Consider the following 25,661-nt stretch of genomic DNA (forward strand, 5'->3'; position numbering starts at 1 on the left):
CCCGTCACGGCTCGCGGTATGAGGGGAGCGAGTAACTCCCACTCGTGGTCGGTCAGTTCATGGCGGCGTATCACACCCACCATGATCCATCACGAGATGATCTTTGAAGACGGACCCTAGGGCCTGTGTGAGGTCGTGATCGATCTGGCCGATGCGGATCCGCGTGGAAGGTGGGTCCGGTAGGAAGACGGTCGTGACGCGCAGGCAACTCACAGGCGAGCAGTGGAAGTTGATCGAGCCGTTTCTGCCGATGGGCGAGTACGGCCCGTACCCCGAGCGGCTGCGGGAGCAGTTCGAGGGGGTGATCTGGCGGTTGCGCACCAGCAGCCAGTGGCGGGAGATGCCACGTGAGTTCGGCCCGTGGCCGACGGTCTACGGCCGCTTCCGGGTCTGAAGGGAGCCGGCGTCTTCACCGCACTGCTGGAAGGCGTGATCGCCGAGGCCGCCCGCCAGGGAAAGGACAGACTTATCCCTGGTCAGCGTGGACTCCACCACCGCCCGCGCCTACCACGACGCCGTCGGCATGTGCATCGGCCAGGAGGTCATGGACGCCCTCGAGGAAGCCGCCGCCGACCAGGAACGGGCCCGGTAAAAGGGGGCGGCGGCCCGCCGGAACAGAACGGACAAGAAGGAAGCGACGCCCCCGACCAGGAAGAGCGGCGGCACATCAGGCGACGGCGCAAGCTCCGCTTGAAACAAGCCCTGCTCGGCAGGTCCCGTGGCGGGCTGACGAGCAAGGTTCATCTCGCCGCAGACCGCAAGTGCCGTCCGTTGTCGTTCGTCCTGACCGCAGGACAGGCAGCCGACAGCCCGCAATTCGTCCCCGTGCTGCAGCAGGTGCGGATCCGTCTGCCTGTCGGCCGTCCCCGGACCCGGCCTGGGGCAGGCCTGACGGGGCATCGCGACTCGATGCGACAAAACACTCGAGAGCTGCCTCACCGGCCTCCACCTCCGCGCCTCCATCATCTGGATCAACGACCTGCTGAAGGCAACCGATTGATCATGACGTCACACAGGCCCTAGGAACGCCATTGCGGGGAGACAGCGCTGGGTGAAATTCCCTCCGGGGGCAGGTCGCTGCGATCGTCGGCGGCCAACACCGCCGCCAACTGCTCCACGGCCCATTGCAGTTCCGCCGATTTCACGACGAGGGGCGGCGCGAGTCGGACGGTTGATCCGTGGGTGTCCTTGGCCAGGACTCCTCTGCGCAGCAGGCCCATGCACACATCGCGCCCTAACCGGCCGATGACATCCACCCCGGCCCAGAGGCCGCGGCACCGTACGGCTGACACATGCTCCGAGGGAAGTGCTCGCAGCAGGGCTTCGAGGTGTGTGCCGAGCTGCGCGCTCCGTTCCTGGTAGGTGCCCTCCTTCAGCAGCCGGACGACCGCAGTGCCCACCGCGCTCGCCAGCGGATTGCCACCGAAGGTGCTGCCGTGCTCGCCCGGCCGGAAAACCCCGAGCGCCTCTCGGGTGGAAACGACCGCGGACACCGGCAGGATGCCGCCGCCGAGGGCCTTGCCGAGGATGTACGCGTCAGGGGTGACGCCCTCGTGGTCACAGGCGAAGGTCGTCCCGGTGCGGCCGAGGCCCGACTGGATCTCATCGGCGAGCATCAGGACGTTGTGCCGGGTGCACAGCCGACGGACGGTGGCGAGGTAGCCGGCGGGCGGAATGACCACCCCACCCTCGCCCTGAACGGGTTCGATCAACACGGCGGCGGTGTCGTCGTCGATGGCCGCCTCGAGCTGGTCGGCATCGCCGTAGGAGACACTGACGAACCCGGGCGTGTACGGCCCGAAGCCGCGCCGCGCGACAGCATCGTCGGAGAAGCTGATGACGCTGATGGTGCGTCCGTGGAAGTTGCCCCCCGCGACGATGATCTTGGCACGCCCTTCGGGGATGCCCTTGACCTGGTAGCCCCACTTACGCGCCATCTTCAGGGCTGTCTCCACTGCTTCCGCGCCGGTGTTCATCGGCAGTACGAGGTCCATGCCGCACAGCTCGGCCAGCTCCGTGCAGAAGACACCGAGCTGGTCGCTGTGGAAGGCCCGGCTGGTGAGGGTGAGCCGTTCCAACTGCTCCTGGGCTGCCGCGATGAGCGCGGGGTGGCGGTGGCCGAAGTTAAGGGCGCCGTAGCCGGCGAGCATGTCGAGGTAGCGGTTCCCTTCGACGTCCCATACCCACGCCTCCTCGCCTTCGCGGACAACCACCGGGAGTGGACTGTAGTTGGCGGCCGAGTGCGACTCGACGACGTGGATCGCCTGTTCGGTCGCGACGCCGGGCAGGCGCGTGTCGGTGGACGACGACGTCATGAGTTTCTCCGTAAGTTGTTGTGGGCCCGGGCGGGCCGGGTGTGGCTGATGAGTTCTTTTCTTCAGTGGCTCAGCAGGAGTGGCCGCCCGGCTCTCCGGGGCGCCCTGGCTGCTGATTGAGATGTGCGCGCCTTGTGCGGTCGCTGATTACGGAGATGACGGCGGGGTGTTTCTCGGGCCGACGGCACGCTGCGCGGAACGAGGAGAGGCGAGTGAACGAGCGACGGGCCCGGGTCGGCCTCGACGCCGGCAAGGGCCACCACTGGGCCGCGGTAATCGACGAAACCGCGCGACCCTGTGGTCGAGGAAAATCGACAACGACGAGTCGGCGGTCCAGCCAGCGTCCTGTGGGCCCTGTTGCGCGACAACCGGGTCTTCACCCCCGCCCTGCCGGTCGCGCAAGCGGTTTGACTTCGTCATTGAGACTCCTTCTGCGTCATTTGGTGCCGACCGAGCGCAGCACGGTGAGTACCAGTGCGCGGGTCACGTCGACTGTCTCGCTGATCGAGACCTGTTCCTGGGGGCTGTGGGCGAGGCGTACGTCGCCCGGCCCGAAGTGCAGGGTCGGTATGCCGGCCGCGGAGTAGAGCCGCAAGTCGCTTCCGTAGGGCGCACCGCGCTCGCGCGGTACGGCACCGCCGTCCGCGACATCGGCGTACGCGGTCCGGACGAGGTCACGCAGGGGATGGCCCGCGGGCAGTCGGCCGCTGGCGAACTGGCCTCCGGGCCACGTCACGGCCGCGGGGTGATCGCGCAGCCACGGATCGGCCGCACAGACCTCGGCGACGCAGCGCTCGAAGTCGGCGCGGGCGGCCGCCGGGTCCTCGTCGAGCCGTACGCCCAGCCTGCCCTGGGCCACGAGCAGGTCGGGGACGGTGCTCGGCCAGTCGCCCGAGCGCAGCGTGCCGACGGACAGCGCGTAAGGGGTCGGGTATTCCGCCAGCAAGGGGTCGGGAGCGACATTGCGCTCGGCTTCCAACCGGGTCAGAGCCGCGTGGATCGCTCCGTACGCGGTGATGGCGCTGACCCCGGCGTCACGCGTACTCGCGTGGGCGGCCTTGCCCGCGACCTCGATGCGAAAGGTCAGTGCGCCGGCCGTCGCGGTCACCAAGGTGCCGCCCGTCGGTTCGGTGATGACACACGCGTCGCCGGTGTGTCCGCGCCGGAGCGTCCCGAAGGCTCCGATTCCGCCGTCCTCCTCGCCCACCACACAGTGCGCCGCCACCCGGCCGCGCAGTTCCGCCCCGCTCGCCCGGATCGCGGCCAGCGCCGCGAGGTTGGCCACCAAGCCGGCCTTCATGTCGCAGGCTCCGCGGCCGTGAACAAGGTCATTGGCCACCCTCGGCACGAACGGATCACCGTCCCACTGCGCCCGGTCACCCGCGGGTACGACGTCGACGTGCCCCTGCAGGATCATCGTCGGCCCGTCCCCGCCGTCAGGCGTGGTCGCCACGAGCCCCCAGGCTTCGTCGCGGGGTGCCTCAGATCCGGGGAAGGCAGGGTCGGCGCGAAGCTCGGGCAGGTCCATGGACCACAGATCGACATCGAGCCCGAGCCGGTCGAGGTGCCCGGCGAGCCGGTGTTGCAGTTCCGACTCGGCGGCGCTCCCGGTCACGCTCGGAACCGTGAGCACGTCGAGCAGCACGGTCGCGATCGCGTCCTCGTCCACGGCCGCCAGTGCGGACGCCTCCTCGGCACTGAGCCCTGCGGGCATAGTGATCTCCTGTCGGGTCGGTGGCCGGAGGGCCTTTTTCGATTTCCGCAATCGGCAAGCAGCGCAATGATGAGACGTTCTGAGCCCGATCAGTTTTGTTTCTTGCTCTTCGCCGGAGATGAGGGGCACAATCTTGCGTCCGGGGCGGAAAGCCCGATCACCAGCGGGACCAGACGGAGGCAGTTCGTGGACTCCATCGACGAAGAGATCATGCGGTGCGTCGTCCGCAATGCCCGAAGCACCTACGCCGAGATCGGGGAGGCGGCCGGGCTGTCCGCGCCCGCCGCCAAACGGCGGCTGGACCGCCTGGTCGCCACCGGGGCCGTCCGCGGGTTCACCGCCCTCATCGACACCCAGACAATGGGCTGGCGTACCGAGGCCTTCGTCGAGGTGTACTGCAAGGGCAACCCGACCCCAGGAGCCCTGGGGGAGTCCCTCGGGGAGATCCCGGAGGTCATCGAGGCGTGCACGGTGTCGGGCTCCGCGGACGCGATGGTGCACATGCTGGCCCGGGACATCACGCATCTGGAACAGGCGATCCAGCGAGTCCGTGAGGCGCCGGTGATCGACCGGACGAAGAGCGTCATCGTGCTCTCCCGGCTGATCGACCGGCCCCGGCTGTAACTCAGGCCGGCAACGCATGGGTGGGATCCAGCACGCGCCGGAGGAATGCTCGGGTCCGCTCATGGCGCGGGTTGCCGATCACATTGTCCGGGGTGCCCTGCTCGACGACGACTCCGCCGTCCATGAACACGACCCGGTCGGCAACTTCCCTGGCGAAAGCCATCTCGTGGGTGACCACGAGCATCGTCATGCCCTCCTCGGCGAGGTCTCGCATCACCGTGAGAACGTCTCCCACGAGCTCCGGGTCGAGTGCCGACGTCGGCTCGTCGAACAGCATCAGCATCGGATCCATGGAGAGCGCTCTGGCGATCGCGACCCGCTGTTGCTGTCCGCCGGAGATCTGGGCGGGATAGGCGGCGGCCTTCTCGGTGAGCCCGACCCGTTCGAGGTTGGCGCGGGCGATCCTGTCGGCCTCGGCGGTCTTACGCCCCAGCACTGTCTTCTGGGCGACCGTGCAGTTCTCCAGCACGGACAGGTGCGGGAACAGGTTGAACTGCTGGAACACCATCCCGACGTGTCGCCGGGCCGCGTCGAGGTGGCAGTCCGGGTCCGCGAGGTTCTCACCCCGCACGATCACCGCTCCGCCGTCTGGACGCTCAAGCAGGTTGACGCAGCGAAGAAGAGTCGACTTGCCGGAACCGGACGGACCGATGAGGCAGACGACCTCACCCTCACCGACGGCGAAGTCGATATCTCGAAGCACATGGTTGTCACCGAAGGACTTGTGCAGCCCCTTGATCTCGATCAGTTCGGTTCCGGAAGCAGCCATCAGCGAGCCTTTACGGAGGAGGATTCCAGCCGCCGAGCCAAGAAACCCAACGGAAGGGTGATGATCAGATAGCAGAGGCCGGCGGTGACCAGAGGGGTAAGGTTCGACTGCGTATTGGCCAGTTCCCGGCCGAAGCCGGTGAGTTCGTTGCCGGTGGCCGAGACGCCGATGATGAACACCAGGGACGAGTCCTTGACCAACAGCACCAGTTCATTGGTGAGCGGCGGCAATATGATCCTGAAGGCCTGTGGCAGCACGATCTTGCGCATCGCGAGACCCGCCGGCATACCCAGTGAGCGGGCGGCTTCGACCTGCCCTCTCGGGACAGCCTGGATTCCTGCCCGGATCGTTTCGGCCATATAGGCCGCCGCGACGATTCCCAGAGCGAGCCAGACCACGCCATAAGGATCGAAGGGAATGATCAATCCGCCGAACGCCAGCGGGAGCAGGCTGAAGGCGATGAACACGATGACGGCCGGGAGCCCGCGGAAGAACTCGATGTAGGCCATCGCGAACCACCGGTATGGACCGATCGGGCTGAGCCGCATCAGTGCGAGCACCGTCCCTGCCACGAGACCGATCAGAAAGGCGCCGGCGGTGTACTCGAGAGTCTTGACAAGCGCCGACAGCAGTCCGTCCGCAAAGGCAGACCTGATTAGCTGCGGTTCGAGGAATACGTGCGCGATCTGGCCCCAGTCGGCGCTCGCGGCCGCCCCCACGGCGACCATGGCGATCACGACGTACTGAAGGATGCGGTTGCGTCGGGCCTTGCGGCGTGGACTCAGCGCGGTTCGTTCTTCGATGACAGTCGCGCTACTCACCGCGGTCAACTCCGAACCATTTCTTGTAGAGCCGGTCGTAGTCCCCGTCCGACTTGGCCTTGGCAAGTACGGCGTTGAGCTTTGCGAGCAGCTTGGCTCCGTTCGCACCCTTCCGGTCCGCTCCGAACCCGTACTGCTCACCGGTACGGAACTCGTCCACCACGGCGGTGTCAGGATTGTTCTTGGTGAAGTTGTACAGCACGCCGTTGTCGTTGATCCCCGCATCCACACGGCCGGACTTCACATTGTTGGTGAGCAGTGCGAGGTCTTCGAAGACAACTGTGGTGAACCCGTACTTCTTGGCCTGCGAATTTGCGTACTTCTGGCCGGTGGTCCCCGACTGGACTCCGACCTTCTTGCCTGTGAGGTCGGCAAGAGATCTATAGCCGGAGCTCTTCTTCACGAACAGGACCTGGGTGGCATCCATGTAGGGATCGGAAATTCTGATGGCCCTTTTTCGCTCCTCGGTGATGGTCATGGCGCCCGTGCCTATGTCGCATTTCTTGGCAGCAAAGGCGCCGCCGGAAGTGATCTGCGACCATTCGATGCTCAGAAATTTCGGTTCGACGCCTAGATCCTTGGCCAGCAGGCTCAGCAGATCGGCATCGAAGCCGACGACCTTGCCGCCGTCCTTGTACACAAAGGGCTTGTACGGCAGCTGCGTGCAAATGGTGAGATCCACCGCGGAGACCAGACCGATGCCTTCCACCTTGCCGCCGGGCCCGGAGTTTGTCCCGCAGGCCGTCAGAGTCAGTACAAGACCAGCTGCTGCCACACCCGCAGTCGAACGGCGAGAGAATACGCCGGATGTGCAGACCACTTTCACCAGAACGCTCCCTTGTTACGGGCCCGGCAGCGGCGGATACCGCTACACCTCTGTTTCGGCCCATTGTTGAGATCTCTGCGGACCCGGGCGATTGCGGCCCGATTTGAATAGTGGGGCGCATCGAAGTGGAATCGTCGGTAATTCCGGGTGGCTCACCGGGTTCTCGCTGAATGTTAGGGCCGAGACCCTGCTGCAATCAATCGCTAATTTTGTTGCTTCGTATCATTTTTCTTGCGTCATTGAACTGTGTGTGGCGATCCGTTGCGCGGTTTTTCTCGCTGAATCTCGCCGCTCGGAGGCATCGACGGAGGTGGCGTCATACGGACGCACGTGCCGGTATGCGTGGGTCCCGCATGGTGAGAGGGGTGGGTTGCCGGCGCATCGAAGCCCCGGTGGCACCCTGCTCTGACCACCCCGCGTTTGCAGCGTGCCTTCCCCGGTACGGCGGGTTCCTCGACGCCATTGATGACTGCGGGCGCTCCTTCCAGGGCCACAGGACCATCCATCCGGCGCTGGAGCGACGCCGAACTCATGGCAAAAGGATGACCTTCGGCATACATCACTGGCGTCCAAGGCCCTGCAGCCCGAGGACGCCGGTCTGCCGCGTGGGCCGCGGCGTCGCTCCGGGGCCTGCGCCGCGAGGAAGCCGCGCTGCTGGCCGGCATGTCCGCCGACTACTACGCCCGCATCGAGCAGCAGCGCGGCCCGGTGCCCTCCGAGTCGATCCTCGCCGCGATCGCCCGCGCCCTGCACCTGACACTGGACGGCGATCACCTGTTCCGGGTCGCCGGGCACACTGCCCCGGGCCCCGTCCCGCACCGGACTGGCCCGCGGCCTGATCCACCGTTGGTTCACCGACCCCCGCTCCAGGCGGATCTACCCCGTGGCCGCCCCCCGTCGCGCAGCCGCGCCTTCACCTCCGACTTTCGCGCCTCCTGCACCCGCCAGGGATCGAACTCCCGTGCGGGCGAAATCACCGACGCGCTGCTGACCGGGAGTGAAGTGTTTCACCACGCTGCGGAACAGACACGAGATCGGCGTTCGGCGCCCGGACACCAAGCGCTTCGCACTCGGGTGACGAGCACCCTGCCACGCCCTGATCTTCGACCGCCTCGTGCCGGGTAGGGCCCGGGCTGCTGGTCGTGATGCTTCCGGCAACCATCCAGTACCCGCTGTTTGTGTTCCTCGCCTACGTTTCCGGCCGCGGACGGACGCTGATCGACCGCAGCCTGTATCTGCCCACGTCAGGGACGGACGACCGGGATCGACGCCGCCGGTCCGGCATCGACGACCACGTCGCCTTCGAGACGAAGGTGGCCATGGCCAAGACGATGGTCCGCCGGGCGATCGCCGAGCGGATCCCGTTCAGGTGGGTGACGGCAGACGCCGCTTACGGCTTCAGCAAGGGCTGGCGGTTCGAGCTGGAGCAGGCCGATGTCTTCCATGTCATGGCCACAACCCGGCACGACGCCGTCGTCACCCGCTGGGCCCTCGACCATCCCGTCCACGACCTGTTTCCCGGTCTGCCGCGGCAGAAGTGGAAACGCCGCCCCTGCGGCGCGGGGGCTCACGGCCGGCGGATCTACGACTGGGCCCGTGTCGAAGTGAGGCCCTGGCACCGCGAGGATCGCCGGCACTGGGTTCTCGCCCGCCGCAGTGTCAGCCCCGCCCGAGGAGATCTCCTACTACATCGCCTACTGCTCCGCCGACACGACCCTGGACGAGTTGATCCGCATCGCGGGCAGCCGATGGGCTGTCGAGGAGTGCTTCCAGACCGCGAAGCAGGAATGCGGCCTGGATGACTACCAGGTCCGCCGCTGTCCCGGCTGGCACCGCCACATGACCCTGGCCATGGCCGCCCACGCCTGCCTGACCGTTCTGCGCGCCCGCGAACTCGGCGCCGACGAACACATCCTGCACTGGCCGACATGGCGCTGCAGACGACAACACCAAGCCCGTATCAGTCACTACAAACGACGCGGACATAGCCCATGACAACTGCCCAGCACTCAGAACAAACACCGGTGCAGTACTAGGGTGCCCCTCCTTGCGGCTGCGACGAGTGGTCCACGGTCCGCCTCACAGGGTCGGGCGGGCGCGGCCGGGCGCTGGGAGCGGCGAGCGAGTGGTGTGCGGTTCGGTCAGGCCCGACTCGTAGGCGAAGGCTACTGCCTGGACGCGGCTGCGGGCGCCGATCTTGGTGAGGATGCGGCAGACGTGGGATTTGACGGTGGTCGGGGCGAGAGACAGGTGTGCGGCGATCTCGGTGGTGCTCCAGCCGGAGGCCACGGCGGCAAGGACCTGACGTTCACGTTCGGTGAGTGCGCCGAGCCGTTCCGTCGGGAGGGACGCGGAGGCGGGCGGCCGTCGTCGGATGGTGTCGATAAGCTGGCGGGTGAGACCGGGCGGGATGACGGCGCCTCCGGCCGCCACCGCGCGAATGGCCGCGGTCAGCTCGTGCGGGGCGGTGTTCTCCGGAAGCAGTGCGTCAGCACCGGCCGCCAGCGCGGCCCAGGCGTACCCGTCGGGCCCGACGGGGGCAAGCACCAGTACGCGAGGGTGGGGCGGGCTGTCGCCGCGTGCGATGCGGCGGACGGTGTCGATCGAGTCCGTGCCGGGCTTGAAGATGTGCATGAGGACGACGTCCGGGCGAAGCGCGGTGCTCATGCGGACCGCCTCGGCACCGCCGGCCGCCTCGCCGACCGGGCTCAGGTCCGGCTCGCAATCCAGCAGGAGGTGATAGCAAAGGCGTCGCAGCTCCTGGTCGTTGACGATGAGAACGGTGGGCATGCTGCCTGGGTTCTTCCTGTGGGTGGGACCATGCCGGCGACGAGGGCGGTGCCGCGGGGTGGACCGGACGGGCCGGTCGCCGGCGACTGGAAGTCCCCTGCCTCCTGCGGGCGTTCAGTCGCCGATCGCGCGGAGCACGGCGTCGGCCATGCTTTGCTCGCCGTGCGCGTTCGGGTGGACGGCGGCGGCTGGACTGCTGGGCCGCAGGGGCTCGATCCAGCGGGTCTTCTGCGCGGAGCAGGCGTCGTGGCCGACGGACGGGGAGTAGGTGTCGACGTACGTCGCTCCGACGGCCTCAGCCTGCCCGCGCAGCATGGTGTTGAGCTGCTTCCCCTTGTCGTGCAGGTAGGTCGCGTCACCGGGCGCGAGGGGCAGTTCCCTGCCGCAGCCTTTGCCTTCGGCGGGCAGGATCGCCGGATAGCCGACGACGTAGACCCGGGCCTTCGGCGCACGCCGTTCGATCTCGACCAGCGCCGCGGACAGCTGTCGGCCGGTCGCCTGGATCTTCTGTGCCACTTCGTCGATGCCGCCGTCGACGTGCTGCTTCTTGCAGGGCGCATCGTCGGAGAAGAGACGGTCGCTGCCGGTCGCACGGTACATCGCGCCCATCGTGACGCATTTCGTGACCGTCGAGCCGAAGCCGATGTCGTTGCCGCCGATGCCGAGGGTGACCAGCCGCGTCCGCGTCGAGAGGGCCGAAAGCTGGGCGGGGTTGGTGCCGTTGGACGTCTTTTGCGGCGCGGTGAGGTTGGTGATGGTGGCACCGCTGCAGCTGACATCACGGAAGTCGGCAGCCGTGACGCCGAGTTGGCGTGCCACCACCGCAGGATAGTTGTGGTCGGATCGGTCGCAGCCGGCCGGTGTCCCGGACTGTCGGGGGATCTTCGGGCCGGAGGTGTAGGAGTCGCCGAGAGCGACGTAGGGCCCCGGCTGCGGTCGCTCGTCCTTGGCGTTCTCGTCGTTGCCGGTGCCGTCCGGCCGCCCGATGAGGACGGCGGTGAACAGAACGCCGCAGCTCACGATCCCGGCCAGACCTGTGCGTGCATACGGTCCCATGGGTTTCTCCTGTCGTCGTCACTGATGACCAACTGCTGGGCGGGCACCGCAGCGCAGGCGGCTGCGTGCGATGGGCGGCGGTGCCCGGAGCGGGACCGGCAGGGTTGGCTGGGGAGAGAGGGTTTGCCCGGATCACGGCGGGGACGAGGCGTGTGCGACCCTGCCGTCAAACTAGGCGGGAAAACGCGCATGTCATCGGCACCGCGGGACCGAATACGGCAGTGCCGAGTAGTACCGCGGTAGGAAGGCGCGTCGACTCTGGGAGGAGGCGCGGTGGGGTCGGCCGGGCGAGTCCCGTGTCGTGGGTTGTACGCCGATCGTGACCAGGCGGCAATTTCGGCCAGGGCCTTGCGCTCATGCTGGGCAGGCCGGTCAGACGCGGGTCGCGGCGATGCCGAGCTCGGGCCGGGCGATCTGCGCGGTGACGGTTTCCAGCAGGCGGCGCGGGATGGCGGGCACGTCCACGGCGTCACCGCACGCGACCGTCCTGATCCCCACCAGGAGTTCGTCCGGGTGGGCGTCCGCGAGCCGGAACCCGCTGGCTCCGGTGCGCAGCGCGCCGTAGGCGTACTCGTGCAGTTCGAAGCTGGTCAGCAGGGACCCCGGGAGGTCCGCCGGACTCGACGATGTGCCGTGTGGTCTCGATACCGTCCATGCCGGGCATGCGGACATCCGTCAGGACGGCATCGGCGGAGTTCGGCGGCGGTACGGACTGCTGCGCTGGTCCGCGGCCTCGCCGACGGCGGTGAGGCCGGGGCTGAGCCTCCAGCAGCATGCCGAAGCCCAATCCGCTGCAGCGCCTTGTCGTCGACGGTGAGGACGATGGTCAAGCGGGGTCCTTCTCCAGGGAGTTGACCGGCGGGTTGGGGATGAGGGTGGCGTGGACGGTCCAGCCGCCGTGAGGGTTGGGGCCGGCGGTGACCTCGCCCCGGTAGAGGGCGGCGCGCTCGCGCATGCCGACCAGCCCCCGGCCGCTGCCCGTCCGGCCACGGCGTGCACGTGGGGTACGGGGCGGCCCGGTGTCCTCGACCGTGAGGCGCACGGTGTCGGGGTCGGCGGCGATGGAGACATGGACCGAACTGTCGGAGGCGGCGTACTTGACGGTGTTGGTCAGGGCCTCCTGGATGATGCGGTACGCGGACAGCTGGAGTCCCGGGGCCAGTTCGGTGAGGTCGCCGTGCGCGTGCAGGGCGACGGTCGGGCCGGCGGCGCGGACTCGGTCGAGCAGCGCGTCGAGGTCGGCGAGGCGGGGCTGCGGGGCGAGCGGGACGTCGTGCGACCGGCCCTGACCTTCGCGGTCGTCGCCGATGACGGCGAGCAGGCGGCGCAGTTCGGCCAAGGCGTCGCGGCCGCTGGCGCTGATGGTGCGGAGGGTATGGGCGCCGCGTTCGGGCTTGGTCTCGGTGAGGCCGGCTGCGCCGTCGGCGAGGCCGACGATGACGGCGAGGGTGTGGCCGAGGATGTCGTGCATCTCGCGGGAGACGCGAGCGCGTTCCTGAGCGGTGGCGAGACGGGCCTGCTGGTCGCGTTGCTTCTTCAGGGCGTCGATGTAGGCGTAGGCCAGCCGCAGGAGCAGGCCCAGTGCCGCGAACGCCACTACGGTGACCATCACCATCAATGTCACGGGCTCCGGACGCGTGACGTACTCCAGCTGCTGGCCGCGCCAGAAGAAGTAGGCCCATGCGACGAGTTGCACGAGGGTGACGCCGGTGGCGACGGCTAGGTGGCGCGGCGTGCAGTGACGGCCGACATTGAAGAGGGCGACCACCCGGGCGAATTCGGCGCCGGTCAGCACACCCAGAGAAAGAGACACGACGGAAACGGCCGTGGTGAGGGCGAAGACCAGCATGGGGCGTCGTTCCCGCCACAGCAGTGGGATGCAGAAGGCGAGGACGAGGGGCAGCTGGGGATTGCCGACGTTGTGGGGATTGAGGTGTGCGTCGCTGCCGCCCGCGAAGCAGAAGACCGGGACCCCCCACCGCCGGACCCAGGGACGGGCCCGGTCGGCCCGCCGCCACGAGGCGAGCCGGGAGACGACCGAGCCGATCACCCGTTGCTCGGGATCGCTCGTCAGGGCCTGAAGGAACTGGCGCTCGTCCGGGCGTGGGGCGGGAGCGGGGGCGCTCGGTGCGGTCACGGGACAGGCCCTTCGCGATGTCAGGCCGCCCGCCGGCCCGGGGGGATCGGGCCGGCGGGCGGGGCAGGGGAGACGGCCGGGGAGAGTCGGCCGCCACGTCAGGAGCCGGTGCGGAAGCCGGTGCTACGGCTCGCTCTCGTCAACTCCTGCGCATCGGGTTCTTCAGGAGCTTCCTGCGTACCGGTGCCTCCGACTCCGTCGTCTCGGCGGGGACGGTGGCGTCACCGCCCTGTGCGCGGCGCTGCCTGAGCCTGGACAGTCCGTGTGCTTTCCCGGGGGCCTGCTGTGCGGGTGCCTCCGACTCCGTCGTCTCGGCGGGGACGGTGGCGTCACCGCCCTGTGCGCGGCGCTGCCTGAGCCTGGACAGTCCGTGTGCTTTCCCGGGGGCCTGCTGTGCGGGTGCCTCCGACTCCTTCGTGTCGGCGGGGGCGGTGGCGTCGCTGCCCCGTGCGCGGCGCTGCTTGAGCCTGGACAGTCCGCGTGCCTTCCCGGGGGCCTGCTGGGCAGGTGTCGGCGTGTCCGGGCCGCCAGAAGTGGGGACGCCGGTGAAGGTGCGGGGGGCGCCGTGGTCGTCCGAGCCCGTGTGGACCCCCGCGGCGACACCGGCGAGCACGGGTTCAGGCGCGGAGTCCGTCGGCTCGGCTTCGAGCGCGTGGCGCAGTTTCTCGCCCTCGACATCCACGTCGGGCAGGATTCGGTCCAGCCACTTCGGCAGGGTCCAGGAGCGGTGGCCGAGCAGGGCCATCACCGCCGGGACGATGGTCATCCGGACGACGAAGGCGTCGAAGAACACGGCGGCGGCGAGCCCCAGGCCGATGGACTTGATCAGCACCTCGGCGTCGAGGAGGAATCCGGAGAAGACGGAGACCATGATGACCGCGGCGGCGGTGACCACCCGGCCGCTGTGCCGGAAACCCTGCACGATGGCCTGTGTGGGTTCGGCGCCGTGGACGTACTCCTCCCGCATCCGGGAGACGAGGAAGACCTCGTAGTCCATGGCGAGTCCGAACACCACGCCGATCAGCACGATGGGCAGCAGGCTGACGATGGGTCCGGTCTGGTCGACGCCGAAGAGGTCCTTCAGCCAGCCCCACTGGAAGACCGCGACCAGGACCCCGAGGGTCGAGACCACGCTGAGCAGGAAGCCGAGGGCGGCCTTGAGCGGGATCACGATCGACCGGAAGACCAGCAGGAGCAGGACCAGGGCCAGGCCCACGACGATGGCCAGGTAGGGCACGAGCGCGTCGGAGAGTTTGGTGCTGACGTCGATGTTGACGGCGGTCAAGCCGGTGACCATCAGGTCGGCGCCGGTGTCCTGATGCAGGGCGCCGCCGTGGCCGCGGATCTCGCCCACGAGGTCCTTGGTGGCCTCACTGGTGGGGGCGCTCTTGGGGACGGCGCCGAGCAGGGCCACGTCGCCGGCCTGGTTGAAGGAGGGAGGACGGACGGCCGCGACATCGTCCAGCTTGCTCAGCATGGTGTACGCGTCCTGGGCGGCTGCCTTGGGATTGTCGCTGTCCCGGGCGTCGACGACCACGGTGAGCGGTCCGTTGAAGCCCGGCCCGAAGCCCTTGCTGAGGGTGTCGTAGGCGATGCGCTGGGTGGTGCCGGGGGGCTTTCCGGAGTCGTCGTTCAGGGCCATCTTCAGGGACATCGTGGGGATGGCCACCAGGGCCAGGCCGACCACCGAGACGGCGAGCACCTTGACCGGGTTGCGGGTGACGAACCTCGCCCAGCGCACGCCCATAGACTCGCCCTCGCCGCGCTCCAGCGCCTTCATACGGCGGGTGAGCAGCTTGCTCGTCATGATCCGCATACCGGCGAAGCCGAGCACGGCGGGCAGCAGGGTCAGCGCGATGATCACGGCGACGGCCACGGCGAAGGCGGAGGCCAGGCCCATGGAGGTGAGCATGCCGATGCCGATGACGCTCAGGCCGCTCAGCGCGACGATCACGGTCAGGCCGGCGAAGACGACCGCGGACCCGGCGGTGCCCAGGGCCCGCCCGCAGGCTTCCTCGGGTTCGTGGCCGTCGCGGATCTCGTTGCGGTAGCGGGAGACGATGAACAGGGCGTAGTCGATGGCGACGGCCAGGCCCAGCATCAGTGCCAGGGTCGTGGAGGCCGAGGCCAGGTCGAAGAAATGCGTGGCGAGCGTGACCGACAGGATGGCCGCGGCCACCCCGAGGATCGCGGTGAGCAGGGGCAGTCCGGCCGCGATCATCGAGCCGAAGGTGATCACCAGAACAACGGCGGCGACTCCGACGCCAATCAGCTCGGCCGCCTTGCTCGCGGCCTTGTCCTTGACGGCGTTGCCGCCCAGGCTCACTTTCAGGCCGGCCTTCTCGCCTTGCTGAACGACATCGGTCTGGACGGCGTGGGCCGCGCCGCTGACGTCGGCCTGGGCGACCTTGTAGGACACCTGGGCGTAGGCGATGGTGCCGGACTTGCTGAGCAGGCCGCTGGTGAAGGGATCGGAGACGCCCGACACTTGTGGCGACTTCTCCAGCTTCGCCACCAGGGACTCGACCTCGGCCTTGTTGGCACCGGAGGTGAGCTTCTGCCCGCTGGGCGCCTCGAACACCACACGCGCGGTGGCACCGTCGGCGGATGCCTGCGGAAACTCCTTCTGCAGCAGGTCGATCGCCTTCTGCGACTGCGTGCCCGGAACGCTCAGGGCCCCCGAGGAGGTGCCAGGTGCACTCATGGCGCCGATGCCGATGGCGGCCAGGACGGCGACCCACAGCATCACGACGAGGCGTCGTCGCCGGAACGTCAGCCGGCCGAGCCGATAGAGGAAGGTGGCCACGGATTACTCCCACCAGGAGAAGAGATCATTGGGTGAGCTGGGCCTGACTGACCCGCGATCTCAACCTAGGAGCGGTACCGGGCGACCATCCCGTACCGCGGAACCGAATCCGGCGGGGCCCGTTAGTACCGCAGTACTACGCCCTGTCCTCCTCGCAGCCCGTCGGCCGACGATGCCCCGATCTAAGAGGGCATCTGATCAACGTTCACGACGTTGTGGGCGTGATGCCCGTTTCGTTTCGCCAGGTTGGTGTGGATTCTCCGGTGAGTTCGCGGCTCATTTTGTTAGCCATGGCCCAGTGGATCATCGCCCGTGACCGCTGGGGCAGGGCTTCATAGTCCCGCACCAGGTGGCGGTGCTGCATCAGCCAGCCGAAGGTCCGCTCGATCACCCAACGCTTCGGCAACGGATGGAACCCCGTGGCCGAGGTCCGCTTGACGACCTCCAGCCAAATCCCCAACGCGGCACCGTGGTTGAACACACGTCCCTGATAACCACCGTCAGCCCAGACCTTCGTCACACTCGGATGGGTGGCCGCGAGCTCGGTCAGCAACTGCTTGCCGCCAGTGGAGTTGTGGACCGAGGCGGCCGTGACGACGACGGCCAGGACCAGACCGAGGGTGTCCCTGATCAGGTGCCGCTTGCGTCCTTTGAGCTTCTTGCCGGCATCGATGCCCTGGCTCGACTCAGCCACGTTTGCCGAGGTCTTCACGCTCTGCGCGTCCACCACGGCTGCGGTCGGTTCCCTGCTGCGACCATGGGCCTGGCGGGTCTTGTTCCGTAACAGATCATGGACCCGCTGTGTGGTGCCGTCCGCTTCCCACTTGGCGTGGTAGTCGTACACGGTCTTGTACGGAGGAAAGTCCTGGGGCAGATACTCCCACGGGATTCCGGTGCGATTGACGTACAGGATCGCGTTCACGATCTCTCGCAGATCATGCACCCGCGCTGCCGTGCCGGGCCCGGTACGGGCGGTCCGCCAAGCGGCGAACACCAGCTCGATCAGGGCCCACCGGGCATCGGACACGTCACTGCGATACGGACGACGAGCACTCACACACCAGGCAACGACCGTCGGCCCCGACAGTCACAAAAACATCCCAAAACACTGACTACCTAGATCAGATGCCCTCTAAGCCGTATGTGCTGCTGCGGAAGGCCCTGGAGCGGACGAGCAAGGCGGCGATCGCGAAGTTCGCGTGGCACGGCCGGGAGCGGCTGGGCCTGCTGCGTATCCGGGAAGACGCGATCGTGCTGCATGCGATGCGGTGGGACGACGAGGTCCGTGACCCGGCTGCCCTGGCACCCGGCCAGGTGGAGGTGTCGGAGGAGGAGATCCAGAGGGCCGAGCTGCTGATGGACAGCATGATCCGCGATGATCTCGAGGGCGATGAGTTTGTGGACCACTACACGGACGCGCTCGCCGAGGTGATTACGGCGAAGCGGGAGGGCAAGGAGCTGCCGGAGATGCCCGAGACGGCGGCGCCGGCGGGCGAGGTCGTCGATCTCATGGCGGCGCTGGAGGAGTCCGTGAAGAAGGCACGGGTGTCGCGCGGCGAGGACGCCGAGGTCCACGAATTGCCGAAGAAGAAGACCGCGGCGAAGAAGGCGTCCGGCAAGAAGCCTGCCTCGAAGAAGAAGGCGAAGGCTGCGGGGAGCTCCTAGACGAGTAAGTCCGGTCTCCGGTCACTGATCGCCTACGACCGCTGACCGGAGATCGGAATTAGAACTCCTAACAGAATGACGCCTTCACCCTTGGAATGTTGGCGCCTGATGGAGTGTTGGCCTGCACATGCGAAGGGGTGAGCAGCTGCCATGGATTGTGCCGGATGAGCTGTGGGCGCGGATCGAGCCGTTGCTGCCGGTCGTGTCGCGCCGTGCGGATCACCCGGGGCGCAAGCGTCTGGACGACCGCAAGGTGCTGTCGGGCATCCTGTTCGTGCTGTACACCGGCATTCCTTGGGAGTTCCTGCCGCAGGAACTGGGCTTCGGCTCGGGCATGACCTGCTGGCGGCGCCTGCGTGACTGGAACGACGCGGGTGTCTGGCAGGGTCTGCATGAATCGCTGCTGGTCGAGCTGCACGCCGTCGGCGCGTTGGACTGGTCGAGGGCGGTGATCGACGGCTCTCACGTGCGGGCCATGAAGGGTGGCCCAAAACCGGACCGAGCCCGGTCGACCGTGCCCGAACAGGCTCCAAGCACCATCTGATCACCGAAGCGCACGGTATCCCGCTGGCCGCATCGCTGACCGGCGGAAACCGCAACGACGTCACCCAGCTCATGCTCTTGATCGAGGCCGTCCCGCCGGTGCGCGGCCGACGCGGACGGCCCCGCCGACGCCCCGACAGGCTCTACGCCGACCGCGGCTACGACCACGACAAGTACCGCAAGCAGGTCCGGGCGGTCGGGATCACCCCCGTCATCGCCCGTCGCGGCACCGAACATGGCTCAGGACTGGGCGTCCACCGGTGGGTCGTCGAGCAGAGCTTCGCGCTGCTGCACTGGTTCCGCCGCCTGCGGATCCGCTGGGAGAACCGCGACGACATCCACGAAGTATTCCTCATCCTCGGATGCGCACTGATCTGCTGGCGGCGCCTGATGGGATTGCGTAGGAGTGCTGGGTGAGACGACGTGCTGGACCTTCCGGATGTCGCGGTTGTGGAGATGCGTGGCTCGGTGGTTGCGGCCGGGGTGTTCTGACGTCTCGTGTCGGTGGGCGGATCAGTGGGTGAAGGCGACGGATGCAGCAAGTTCCTTCTGGGTTTCGAGTGCGGTGAGACGTTCGGTGAGTGCGGTGTGGATGGCGTTGTAGGTGTCGGAACCGAGAGCCAGGCGCAGGGGCGGGTTCGGGTGGCGGGTGGTGTCGTAGATGGCGGCGGCGAGCTTGGCCGGGTCGCCGGTGAAGACGCTCTCGTCGGCGGTCTCCAGGTAGCGCCGCGTCTGGCCGACGGCGTTGTCGCGGTAGGGGGTCGATTCGGTGGTGTAGCGCAGGGCCGAGGCGAAGCCGGTGCGGGTGGCGCCGGGCTCGACCAGGGTGAGGTGAATGTTGAAGTCGGCAACTTCGCGGCTGACGCTCTCGGTGAAGCCTTCCAGCCCCCATTTGCCCGCGTGATAGGAGCTGTGTGTGGGGGTGCCGATCTGGCCGCCCATGCTGGAGATCTGGATGATTCGGCCTCCGCCCTGCTCGCGCATCGGCTTCAGGAAGGCCCGGGTGATCAGCATCGGAGCGAGCAGGAGGACCTCGATCTGGTCGCGGATCTGCTCGACAGTCATCTCCTCGGCGGCGCCCACGACTGCGTATCCGGCGTTGTTGACGACGATGTCCACCGGTGCGGACTGGAGAGTCTTGCCGATCACCTTGTCGATGTCGGCCGACCGGGTGATGTCGAGGGTCTCGAGCGTCAGCCGGTCGCCGTACGTCTCGCGCATGTCTTGCAGAGCTGCGGGGCGGCGGACCGTGGCCGTGACGCGGTCGCCGCGCTGGAGGGCGTGCTCGGTGAGGTGGCGGCCCAGGCCGCCGGAGGCTCCGGTGACGAACCAGTGACGTACAGCCTTGTCGGAGGGAGTGGGCATGGAGTCTCCTGGAGTAGAGTGATACCGGAACGTATTCCGGTTAGGAGTTAAGCGGAACGCATTCCAGAATGCAACTGGAGACAGGCACTGGAGGAACCCGCATGCCCGCCACCCCCCGCCGGACCAGGAGCGATGCGCTACATAATCGGGAGCGTCTGCTGGAGGTCGCGGCACAGGTCTTCGCCGAGCAGGGGCTGGACGCCGCGCCGGCCGCCATCGCCAAGCAGGCGGGCGTCGGTGTCGGCACGCTCTACCGACACTTCCCGACTCGAGAAGCCCTCATCGACGCCGCCTACCGACACCAACTCACCCGCGTGTGCGAGAAGGCACCAGACCTCCTCGCCCAGCATCCGGCCGCCGAGGCCACCCGGATGTGGATGGAACACTTCCTCGACTACGCCACGGCCAAGAGCGGCATGTCCGCAGCACTCAACGCGGTCATCGCCTCCGGAGTCGACCCATACGCCGACAGCCGCGCACTCCTTACCGACGCCGTCGCCACCCTTCTCGAGGCCGGCGCCCGAGACGGCAGCCTGCGAACCGACGTCACCTCCGACGATGTCCTACTCCTCATGGGCGGCATCGCCTATGCCGTGCAGCACGGCACCAAAGAGCAGGCCAGTCGGCTCGTCGACCTCCTCATGGACGCGCTGGCCAAAGGCTCGACCGTGAGTTGAACCCAAGCTGCCGGACCGGCGCGTCGAATGCGCACGCAAGTGCGGCCATTCATCGAGCTGCTGCGCCAACACTCATGAGGCGCCGGACACATGACGCACACCAAGCTTCGAACGCATTCTGTTAGTGGTTCTGAGTCGCCCCGGAAGCGTGACGTGAAGTCGAACGCGTCCCGCCGGGCATCGTGGTCCAGCAAACTCACCTCTGCGGCCTTCGTATGAACGTGAATCCGTGGCGGAACGCATGATCATGCGAAGGCCGTCCGCCTGCCCGGCGAATCCCCGGACGAGTGAGCGCGTACGACGCGACGTTCGAGGTCAGAGGTTAAAAGACAAGGTGAGAAACTGTGTCGTATCTTCGCTTTGAGTAATCTGTGCTGGTCAAAGCGGTGCGGCACGCTGGCGGGGCGACCAGCTTCTGCCTGCGAGTGGACTCCTCTAATTTAGAGCTCGCACAGATAGGCGCTATGGGGCACCTCGGAGTAGGAGTGCCACAGGCCTTGGTGATCATGGAGTTGCGACGCTCTGTGATCACCGGGAAACCTGTGCCTGCCTTGCGATCACGGCTGACCGAACCTCTCTGGGACCAATTCGCAGCGCTGCTTCCACAGCGGACCGTCTACGAACCAACCCATCCGCTGGGCTGCCACCGCACACGGATCAGCGACCGGACCATCTTCGACAAACTGCTGCAACTCCGCCTTTCCCGGTCTTGGAACTCAGACAGTGCACGGAGTCGCGGCGGGACGCCGCCCCGCGGTGAACGCGGCCGGCGAGATGCCCATGAAGTGGCGGAACTCGCCCGTCATGTGGGACTGGTCGTAGTAGCCCGCCGTCGCGGCGATGTCCGACCACCGGCTGGCGCCCGCCGCGAGCACGGTGCGAACCCGGTCGATACGCGCGAAGTGCTTGGGGGACAGGCCGGTGCCCTCGGTGAACAGGGTGTGCAGGCGGCGCTCACTGATGTGCAGCCGGGCCGCGGTCGTGGCGACAGTGGCTCTGACCAGTAGGTGTGCCGCCTCTTCGAGCCGCGCTGAGGGCTCCGGGCGGTCGGCCAATGCTATTTCGAGAGCAGCGATCGGATCGGCGGCGAGCTGATCGACGTCCAGGCCCGGTAGTTCACGCAGCGGAAGGGCCCGGTCGGCGAGATCACGCAGCGGACGGCCGAGCAGGGCTTGGGCGCGACCCGGCCGCATGCGAACCCGCACGCACGAGTGGCTGGGCGCACCGACGTGATAGGCGGCCCTGGTGCGGGGGCCCATGACGATCAGCTCACGCTTTTCGATACGCAGGAGAAGTGTGGTGGCGTGATCGGGCACGTCGACCGCCGCCGAACCGGCCGCCGTTGCGACATCGATCCCGGCCACCCAACGCAGAAGGGCAGGCGGCATGTTGAGAGAGTTCACGCGGCCCCACGATAGTGCCGAAAACTCCTATCACGTGGCGTGAGAGCGATGCGATCGTCGGGCCATGATCCTTGTTACCGGTGCCACTGGCACCATCGGTAGTCACGTCGTGCGTCTGCTCACCGACCGGGGCGTGCCGTTTCGGGCGATGTCCCGCCGCGAGCGGCCCGGCGGGGTGCGGGCCGACTTCGACGACCCGGCATCGCTGGCGGGCGCGGTGGCCGGCGTCGACACGGTCTTCCTGGTGACCGTGCCACCCGTGCCGACAGCGGACCACGACATCGACCTGATAACGGCCGCGAGGGCAGCGGGCGTCCGTAAGATCGTCAAGTTGTCCGCGATCGGCAGTGGCAAGCTGTTTGACGGGGCGACCGTCGGCGAGTGGCACGTCGCCGCGGAGGAGGCGATCGAGGCCAGCGGACTCGTGTGGACGATGCTCCGCCCGCCGAGCTTCGCGTCGAACTTCTTGCGCTACAGGGCGCTGATCCAGGCCGGAGAGCCGATCCCGAACCTAACCGGCGACTCCCGGCAGGCCATCGTCGACCCGAGGGACGTGGCCGCGGTCGCCGTCGCCGCCATGACCAGTGATGCACACGACGGCCAGCGGTACGACCTGACCGGGCCCAAGCTGCTGACATTCACAGACCAGGCGGCGATCCTGGAGCGCGTGCTGGAGCGGCTGGTCAAGATCATCGACGTGAGCGCGCTCGACCAGCTGCCGACCGGGATGATCACTGGCATCAGCTGGGCGCGTGCCGGCGGCGCGGCCTACGTCACCGACGACGTGCTGCGGGTGCTCGGCCGACCGGCGGGCACGTTCGAGGAGTGGGCACGCGACCACCAGGAGGCTTTGGCTGCGATGCCGTAACCACCGCCGTCGCCGACGGCCGCCAGGCTGTCCTGCAACAGACCCTCATAGCTCAAGGGATAGAGCCCGTTCTCCTTCGGTGCTTGGCTGGAGCTGGAGATAACTCGCGCTAAGGCTTGTCCCGTAATGATCTTTTGGTCGGAGGGTTGTGAGGCTTTGCCTCACCGGCTTCGGGCTTGATGCTCTCGCACGCCGGGTATCGCAGCCCTATGCACGCATGGGGAGAGGCCGTGTGGACGGGACCCCGGTTGGAGACTTTTCTGCGAGGCGTGGTGCGGCGGGTGCTGGCGAGAGATGCGCCGCAGCCGTGGTGGATCCCGCGGCGCATGCTGAGTGTGGTGTCGGCAGATGTCGACGCCGCTGCCGGTGTCGGGGCGGTCTGGATCGTGTGGCGTCCGAAGTCACCGCAGATGCGTGAGCACATTGCGCTCCTGGAGTGGTTCGGCAAGCAGTGGCGGTACGTGGGGGGCGGCAGCGGCCCCGGAGAAGGTCCTGTCAACGTCGACGTACTCGACGTTCGCAGCGGCGGGGGCGTCCTCAGCCTTACTCGCAGCATTGACCCTCCGTGTTCCATCACTGCAGCCCCGTGGATCGGTTGCGCCAAAGTGCGTCTCGGGCGGGACGTGAGTCACGTTCTCGTCGGTGCTCGCCGGATCGAGAACCCCGAGCACTGCGAGCTCATCGCGGTTTGGGCGTCCCCCTACATCAGGCGCGGAGCCCGTCCCGTCATCGTGGCCCTGGGACGCGACGGCGCCGAACTCTCCCGCATCGGCCCTCATGACAGCCTGGACACTCGTACCTGGGCGCGGTTGAGAGAGGATCTATAACCAGCCTGCTTCCTGGGTCTTGTCGTCCTGGCTGTCCTGCGCTGTTCCTGCCGGTCACCCAGCGAGGGTGAGGTTGTGCAGGCGAGCGATCCCGAGCATGGCGTGGTGGACGCCGTCTCCTTTGAGGCGGCAGTCTCGGAGGATCTTCCAGGTCTTCATGCGGGCGAAGGTGTGCTCGACCCGCGCGCGGACCTTGCGGTGAACGGTGTTGTGTTCCTCTTTCCAGGCCGGGAGTTCGGCCTGGCCGGGTTCACGGCGGTGCGGGATGATCAGTCCAGTGCCCCGATAACCGCCATCTGCGATCACCGTGGTGTTGCCGACGGCGTCCTTCGCGCCGGACAGTTCCCATGCCTTGCAGTCGTTGCGGTTGCCCGGCAAGGGTCGGCCGACGGCGACCACGAGGCGGGTGTCGGCGTCGATGACAACCTGGTGGTTGGTCGAATACCGGTAGTTCTTCGACTGCTCGGCGACCTGGTGGTCGCGGGTGGGGACGAGGGTGCCGTCCACGATCAGGACGGCGTCGCGGCGGAACCGTTTGCGCGGCTGCAGCGCCAGCGCCGGCCCGAGATGGTCGATGACGCGGTCCGCTGTTGACTTCGATACCCCCAACAGCGGGGCGAGTTGGCGCAAGGTCAGGTTCGTCCGCCAGTACGCGGCGACCAGCAGGACCCGGTCCTCCAGTGGCAGGCCCCACGGCCGGCCCTTGCGGACCGGATCCGCACCTTCGCGCCGCAGTGCGGTGATCAGCTTGCCGAACTGACGTGGGCTCAGCCCGGTGAACGGGGCTATCCAGGACGGCTCAGACGCCGTGATCACACCAGCCACGACAAGATCATCTCACCCGCGACCAGCACTTACGGGACAGCCCTTAGTGAGTGTGGGGTCATGGTGACCGGGTGAGGCGGTTGTCCCAGCGGTGGGTGGTCCAAGCACCCGGAGGTGGAGAAGCCGCCGAACGCTCACCGGTCGACCGAGGCAGACAGGGCCTCAAAGGCTCGGGCATGACAGACGGTTACGGCATCCCGCTGGGCCGCGTCCTGGCCGGAGCGAACTGCCATGACTCGCCACTGCTCGCCCCGACCCTGGACCTTCTGGACGACTTGGGCCCGCTGCCCGCTGCCCGACGACATCACCGTGCACCTGGACACCGGCATACGAACGCCCGATCGACGTCATCAACGCCTTCTTCGACCTCACGGATGCCGTCATCACCGTGCGTAGCCTCCTCGCCGCGCATTGCCCCGTCGATGGCGATCTGGTCCAGTACGAGGCCGACGATGCGGTCGTACGCCTCCAGGGCGATGTGCCGGATCCGGGTGAAGACCCCGAGCCGGATCCACTCGTCACGACGGTTGCGGATCGTGGTGGCTGAGCAGTGGTGTCTGCCAGGGCTTCGAAGGAACAGCCGAAGCGGAGGAGTTGCAGCAGTTTGTCGAAGATGGTCCGGTCGCTGAACCGTGTGCGGTGGCAGCCGAGCGGATGGGTTGGATCGTAGACGGGCCGCTGTGGAAGCAGCGCTGCGAATTGGTCCCACAGAGGTTCGGTCAGCCATGATGGCAAGGCAGGCACAGGTCTCCTGGTGATCACAGAGCGTCGCAACTCTATGATCACCAAGGCCTGCGGCTCTCTTACTCAGGGGTGCCCCCGTAGCGCCTATCTGCGCGAGCTCCTGGTCGCGCTAGTCACCCCGCTGCCCGCGGCCGGCGGACCGGTGCTGGGCGAGATCATCGAGCATCAGGCGCACGCTGTCGGCCACGCCGCGGTCCTCCTCGCGAACCGTGGCGTCCTGCTCGCCGGCGACATGCTCTCCGACGTCCTGATCCCGCTCTTCGACTTTCGCCAAGACGATCAGGTGGGAGCCTACGAGGCCGCGCTCGCCCGGCTGGGTGAGGCCGCCGCGTACGTCGATGTCGTGGTCTCCGGCCACGGCGCCGTTGCCGAAGGTCCCGAGGTGGCGGCCCGCCTCGCCCCCGATCATGCCTACATCGACGCGCTCCGGCGAGGAGAGGAACCGGTCGACGCGCGTCTGGGGCCGCATGCGGACTGGCTCTCCGGCCCCCACCGGTCGAACCTGGAGCAGGCCCGAGGGCGGGTAGGGCCCGGGGGTCCATGGCGGGTCTGCCGGACCGACACCCTGACCAAGCTGGTCGGCTCGATGGCGGTCCCGCCGGGAGACCTCCTCGACTGCGGCTGACGGCCGGCCGCAGAGCCAAAGACGGGCAGGCTTCGCGGGCGGCTCCCGGGCGCCGAGGTTTGCGAGCCGGGACTAGCGCGGTGACAACTGCGCCAGTCCCGGCAACCGATCTGGAGACCGGTGGTCCCAAGACAAGCGGTCACCCGGAGCCACTTCGCGGCTCTGGCAGCGATCACGGCGAGCCGTCACGGTGGGTCACATGCTTGCCGGCCCGGTGTCTACCTCGGGTGGGCGTGCCGATTACGAGAACTCTGCCCACGA

At 67.6% G+C, this 25,661-nt stretch carries 20 protein-coding genes and 7 pseudogenes; 12 read left to right on the plus strand and 15 right to left on the minus strand.

Features of this window, described 5'->3' with window-relative positions; all coding sequences use genetic code 11:
• Positions 1-193: 193 nt before the first annotated feature.
• Positions 194-1,000: pseudogene (locus FE633_RS36465) on the plus strand (transposase).
• 19 nt (positions 1,001-1,019) lie between these two features.
• Here FE633_RS36465 and rocD read toward each other — a convergent pair.
• Positions 1,020-2,315 carry an ornithine--oxo-acid transaminase gene (gene rocD, locus FE633_RS36470; RefSeq protein WP_138049463.1) on the minus strand — a complete coding sequence of 432 codons (1,296 nt, stop codon included), beginning with the start codon at positions 2,313-2,315 and terminating at the stop codon, positions 1,020-1,022.
• Positions 2,316-2,527: 212 nt separating this feature from the next.
• Between rocD and FE633_RS48845 the strand changes: the two are divergent.
• Positions 2,528-2,649 (plus strand): annotated as a pseudogene (locus FE633_RS48845) (IS110 family transposase); the annotation flags it as partial.
• Between the two features lie 102 nt (positions 2,650-2,751).
• Here FE633_RS48845 and FE633_RS36485 read toward each other — a convergent pair.
• Positions 2,752-4,029 (minus strand): ArgE/DapE family deacylase, encoded by a 1,278-nt coding sequence (locus tag FE633_RS36485; RefSeq protein WP_119104003.1) that lies wholly within the window; start codon positions 4,027-4,029, stop codon positions 2,752-2,754.
• Between the two features lie 186 nt (positions 4,030-4,215).
• On the opposite strand from FE633_RS36485, the gene FE633_RS36490 reads away from it, so the two are divergent.
• Positions 4,216-4,653, plus strand: a complete 438-nt coding sequence (locus FE633_RS36490; RefSeq protein ID WP_119104022.1) for an Lrp/AsnC family transcriptional regulator — start codon at positions 4,216-4,218, stop codon at positions 4,651-4,653.
• 1 nt (position 4,654) lies between these two features.
• Here FE633_RS36490 and FE633_RS36495 read toward each other — a convergent pair whose 3' ends face one another.
• The 3 genes from FE633_RS36495 to FE633_RS47910 are packed head-to-tail and all read right to left on the minus strand — an operon-like array spanning position 4,655 to position 7,018.
• Positions 4,655-5,422 (minus strand): amino acid ABC transporter ATP-binding protein, encoded by a 768-nt coding sequence (locus FE633_RS36495; protein WP_119104004.1) that lies wholly within the window; start codon positions 5,420-5,422, stop codon positions 4,655-4,657.
• A complete protein-coding gene (locus tag FE633_RS36500; RefSeq protein ID WP_246113991.1) occupies positions 5,422-6,243 on the minus strand; it encodes an amino acid ABC transporter permease in 822 nt (273 codons plus the stop codon). Before FE633_RS36500 ends, FE633_RS36495 begins: the two co-directional genes overlap by 1 nt.
• Complete coding sequence (locus FE633_RS47910) at positions 6,236-7,018, minus strand: ABC transporter substrate-binding protein (RefSeq protein WP_246113992.1); 783 nt, start codon at positions 7,016-7,018, stop codon at positions 6,236-6,238. Before FE633_RS47910 ends, FE633_RS36500 begins: the two co-directional genes overlap by 8 nt.
• Before the next feature lie 714 nt (positions 7,019-7,732).
• Here FE633_RS47910 and FE633_RS49900 point away from each other — a divergent pair.
• Together FE633_RS49900 and FE633_RS36515 are read left to right on the plus strand one after the other, a co-directional pair.
• Positions 7,733-8,194, plus strand: a complete 462-nt coding sequence (locus FE633_RS49900; protein WP_484422052.1) for a helix-turn-helix domain-containing protein — start codon at positions 7,733-7,735, stop codon at positions 8,192-8,194.
• 53 nt (positions 8,195-8,247) lie between these two features.
• Positions 8,248-9,064: pseudogene (locus FE633_RS36515) on the plus strand (IS701 family transposase); the annotation flags it as partial.
• 84 nt (positions 9,065-9,148) lie between these two features.
• Here the strand turns inward: FE633_RS36515 and FE633_RS36520 are convergent.
• The 6 genes and pseudogenes from FE633_RS36520 to FE633_RS36545 form a co-directional block, all read right to left on the minus strand.
• Positions 9,149-9,859 carry a LuxR C-terminal-related transcriptional regulator gene (locus tag FE633_RS36520; RefSeq protein WP_138049465.1) on the minus strand — a complete coding sequence of 237 codons (711 nt, stop codon included), beginning with the start codon at positions 9,857-9,859 and terminating at the stop codon, positions 9,149-9,151.
• A gap of 114 nt (positions 9,860-9,973) precedes the next feature.
• Positions 9,974-10,915 carry an SGNH/GDSL hydrolase family protein gene (locus tag FE633_RS36525; RefSeq protein ID WP_138049466.1) on the minus strand — a complete coding sequence of 314 codons (942 nt, stop codon included), beginning with the start codon at positions 10,913-10,915 and terminating at the stop codon, positions 9,974-9,976.
• Positions 10,916-11,287: 372 nt separating this feature from the next.
• Positions 11,288-11,587, minus strand: coding sequence for a response regulator (locus FE633_RS36530; protein ID WP_171060265.1), 300 nt, complete (start codon positions 11,585-11,587; stop codon positions 11,288-11,290).
• Between the two features lie 154 nt (positions 11,588-11,741).
• Positions 11,742-13,052, minus strand: coding sequence for a sensor histidine kinase (locus tag FE633_RS36535; RefSeq protein WP_138049467.1), 1,311 nt, complete (start codon positions 13,050-13,052; stop codon positions 11,742-11,744).
• A 613-nt stretch (positions 13,053-13,665) separates the two neighbouring features.
• Positions 13,666-15,858, minus strand: a pseudogene (locus FE633_RS36540) (MMPL family transporter); the annotation flags it as partial.
• Between the two features lie 205 nt (positions 15,859-16,063).
• A complete protein-coding gene (locus FE633_RS36545; protein ID WP_138049468.1) occupies positions 16,064-16,915 on the minus strand; it encodes an IS5 family transposase in 852 nt (283 codons plus the stop codon).
• A 68-nt stretch (positions 16,916-16,983) separates the two neighbouring features.
• Here FE633_RS36545 and FE633_RS36550 point away from each other — a divergent pair, with 68 nt between their 5' ends.
• Together FE633_RS36550 and FE633_RS36555 are read left to right on the plus strand one after the other, a co-directional pair.
• Positions 16,984-17,523 carry a Ku protein gene (locus tag FE633_RS36550; RefSeq protein ID WP_119104012.1) on the plus strand — a complete coding sequence of 180 codons (540 nt, stop codon included), beginning with the start codon at positions 16,984-16,986 and terminating at the stop codon, positions 17,521-17,523.
• Between the two features lie 127 nt (positions 17,524-17,650).
• Positions 17,651-18,483, plus strand: a protein-coding gene (locus FE633_RS36555) for an IS5 family transposase (RefSeq protein ID WP_138049469.1) whose coding sequence is annotated in 2 segments (ribosomal slippage) — positions 17,651-18,011 and positions 18,011-18,483 — 834 coding nt in all. Because the reading frame shifts where the segments join, the coding sequence is not laid out codon by codon here.
• Positions 18,484-18,579: 96 nt separating this feature from the next.
• Here the strand turns inward: FE633_RS36555 and FE633_RS36560 are convergent.
• Positions 18,580-19,431, minus strand: coding sequence for an SDR family oxidoreductase (locus FE633_RS36560; RefSeq protein WP_138049470.1), 852 nt, complete (start codon positions 19,429-19,431; stop codon positions 18,580-18,582).
• Positions 19,432-19,532: 101 nt separating this feature from the next.
• On the opposite strand from FE633_RS36560, the gene FE633_RS36565 reads away from it, so the two are divergent.
• Both FE633_RS36565 and FE633_RS36570 read left to right on the plus strand, forming a co-directional pair.
• Positions 19,533-20,108, plus strand: a complete 576-nt coding sequence (locus FE633_RS36565; protein WP_138049471.1) for a TetR/AcrR family transcriptional regulator — start codon at positions 19,533-19,535, stop codon at positions 20,106-20,108.
• Positions 20,109-20,650: 542 nt separating this feature from the next.
• Positions 20,651-20,813 (plus strand): annotated as a pseudogene (locus FE633_RS36570) (IS5/IS1182 family transposase); the annotation flags it as partial.
• An 11-nt stretch (positions 20,814-20,824) separates the two neighbouring features.
• Here FE633_RS36570 and FE633_RS36575 read toward each other — a convergent pair.
• Complete coding sequence (locus tag FE633_RS36575; RefSeq protein WP_246113993.1) at positions 20,825-21,511, minus strand: helix-turn-helix domain-containing protein; 687 nt, start codon at positions 21,509-21,511, stop codon at positions 20,825-20,827.
• Between the two features lie 64 nt (positions 21,512-21,575).
• Here FE633_RS36575 and FE633_RS36580 point away from each other — a divergent pair, with 64 nt between their 5' ends.
• Complete coding sequence (locus FE633_RS36580) at positions 21,576-22,379, plus strand: NAD(P)H-binding protein (RefSeq protein ID WP_138049472.1); 804 nt, start codon at positions 21,576-21,578, stop codon at positions 22,377-22,379.
• 881 nt (positions 22,380-23,260) lie between these two features.
• Here FE633_RS36580 and FE633_RS36590 read toward each other — a convergent pair.
• Positions 23,261-24,031 carry a transposase gene (locus FE633_RS36590; RefSeq protein ID WP_138049474.1) on the minus strand — a complete coding sequence of 257 codons (771 nt, stop codon included), beginning with the start codon at positions 24,029-24,031 and terminating at the stop codon, positions 23,261-23,263.
• Between the two features lie 95 nt (positions 24,032-24,126).
• Between FE633_RS36590 and FE633_RS36595 the strand changes: the two are divergent.
• A pseudogene (locus FE633_RS36595) lies at positions 24,127-24,434 on the plus strand (IS5/IS1182 family transposase); the annotation flags it as partial.
• A gap of 8 nt (positions 24,435-24,442) precedes the next feature.
• Here the strand turns inward: FE633_RS36595 and FE633_RS36600 are convergent.
• A pseudogene (locus FE633_RS36600) lies at positions 24,443-24,775 on the minus strand (transposase); the annotation flags it as partial.
• A 34-nt stretch (positions 24,776-24,809) separates the two neighbouring features.
• Here FE633_RS36600 and FE633_RS36605 point away from each other — a divergent pair.
• Positions 24,810-25,400: an MBL fold metallo-hydrolase gene (locus FE633_RS36605; RefSeq protein WP_246113994.1), complete on the plus strand. Its 591-nt coding sequence runs from the start codon at positions 24,810-24,812 to the stop codon at positions 25,398-25,400.
• Positions 25,401-25,661 lie beyond the last annotated feature (261 nt).

Source organism: Streptomyces montanus, assembly GCF_005786655.1.
GTDB lineage: Bacteria > Actinomycetota > Actinomycetes > Streptomycetales > Streptomycetaceae > Streptomyces > Streptomyces sporangiiformans.

Bases quoted from the DNA above. Each gene is read 5' to 3' on its own strand.
- FE633_RS36550 (WP_119104012.1), top strand. From the start codon at position 16,984: ATGCCCTCTAAGCCGTATGTGCTGCTGCGGAAGGCCCTGGAGCGGACG.
- FE633_RS36560 (WP_138049470.1), bottom strand. From the start codon at position 19,431: ATGCCCACTCCCTCCGACAAGGCTGTACGTCACTGGTTCGTCACCGGA.
- FE633_RS36520 (WP_138049465.1), bottom strand. From the start codon at position 9,859: ATGCCCACCGTTCTCATCGTCAACGACCAGGAGCTGCGACGCCTTTGC.
- FE633_RS36580 (WP_138049472.1), top strand. From the start codon at position 21,576: ATGATCCTTGTTACCGGTGCCACTGGCACCATCGGTAGTCACGTCGTG.
- rocD (WP_138049463.1), bottom strand. From the start codon at position 2,315: ATGACGTCGTCGTCCACCGACACGCGCCTGCCCGGCGTCGCGACCGAA.
- FE633_RS36605 (WP_246113994.1), top strand. From the start codon at position 24,810: ATGATCACCAAGGCCTGCGGCTCTCTTACTCAGGGGTGCCCCCGTAGC.
- FE633_RS36525 (WP_138049466.1), bottom strand. From the start codon at position 10,915: ATGGGACCGTATGCACGCACAGGTCTGGCCGGGATCGTGAGCTGCGGC.
- FE633_RS49900 (WP_484422052.1), top strand. From the start codon at position 7,733: ATGTCCGCCGACTACTACGCCCGCATCGAGCAGCAGCGCGGCCCGGTG.
- FE633_RS36530 (WP_171060265.1), bottom strand. From the start codon at position 11,587: ATGTCCGCATGCCCGGCATGGACGGTATCGAGACCACACGGCACATCG.
- FE633_RS36495 (WP_119104004.1), bottom strand. From the start codon at position 5,422: ATGGCTGCTTCCGGAACCGAACTGATCGAGATCAAGGGGCTGCACAAG.
- FE633_RS36565 (WP_138049471.1), top strand. From the start codon at position 19,533: ATGCCCGCCACCCCCCGCCGGACCAGGAGCGATGCGCTACATAATCGG.
- FE633_RS36485 (WP_119104003.1), bottom strand. From the start codon at position 4,029: ATGCCCGCAGGGCTCAGTGCCGAGGAGGCGTCCGCACTGGCGGCCGTG.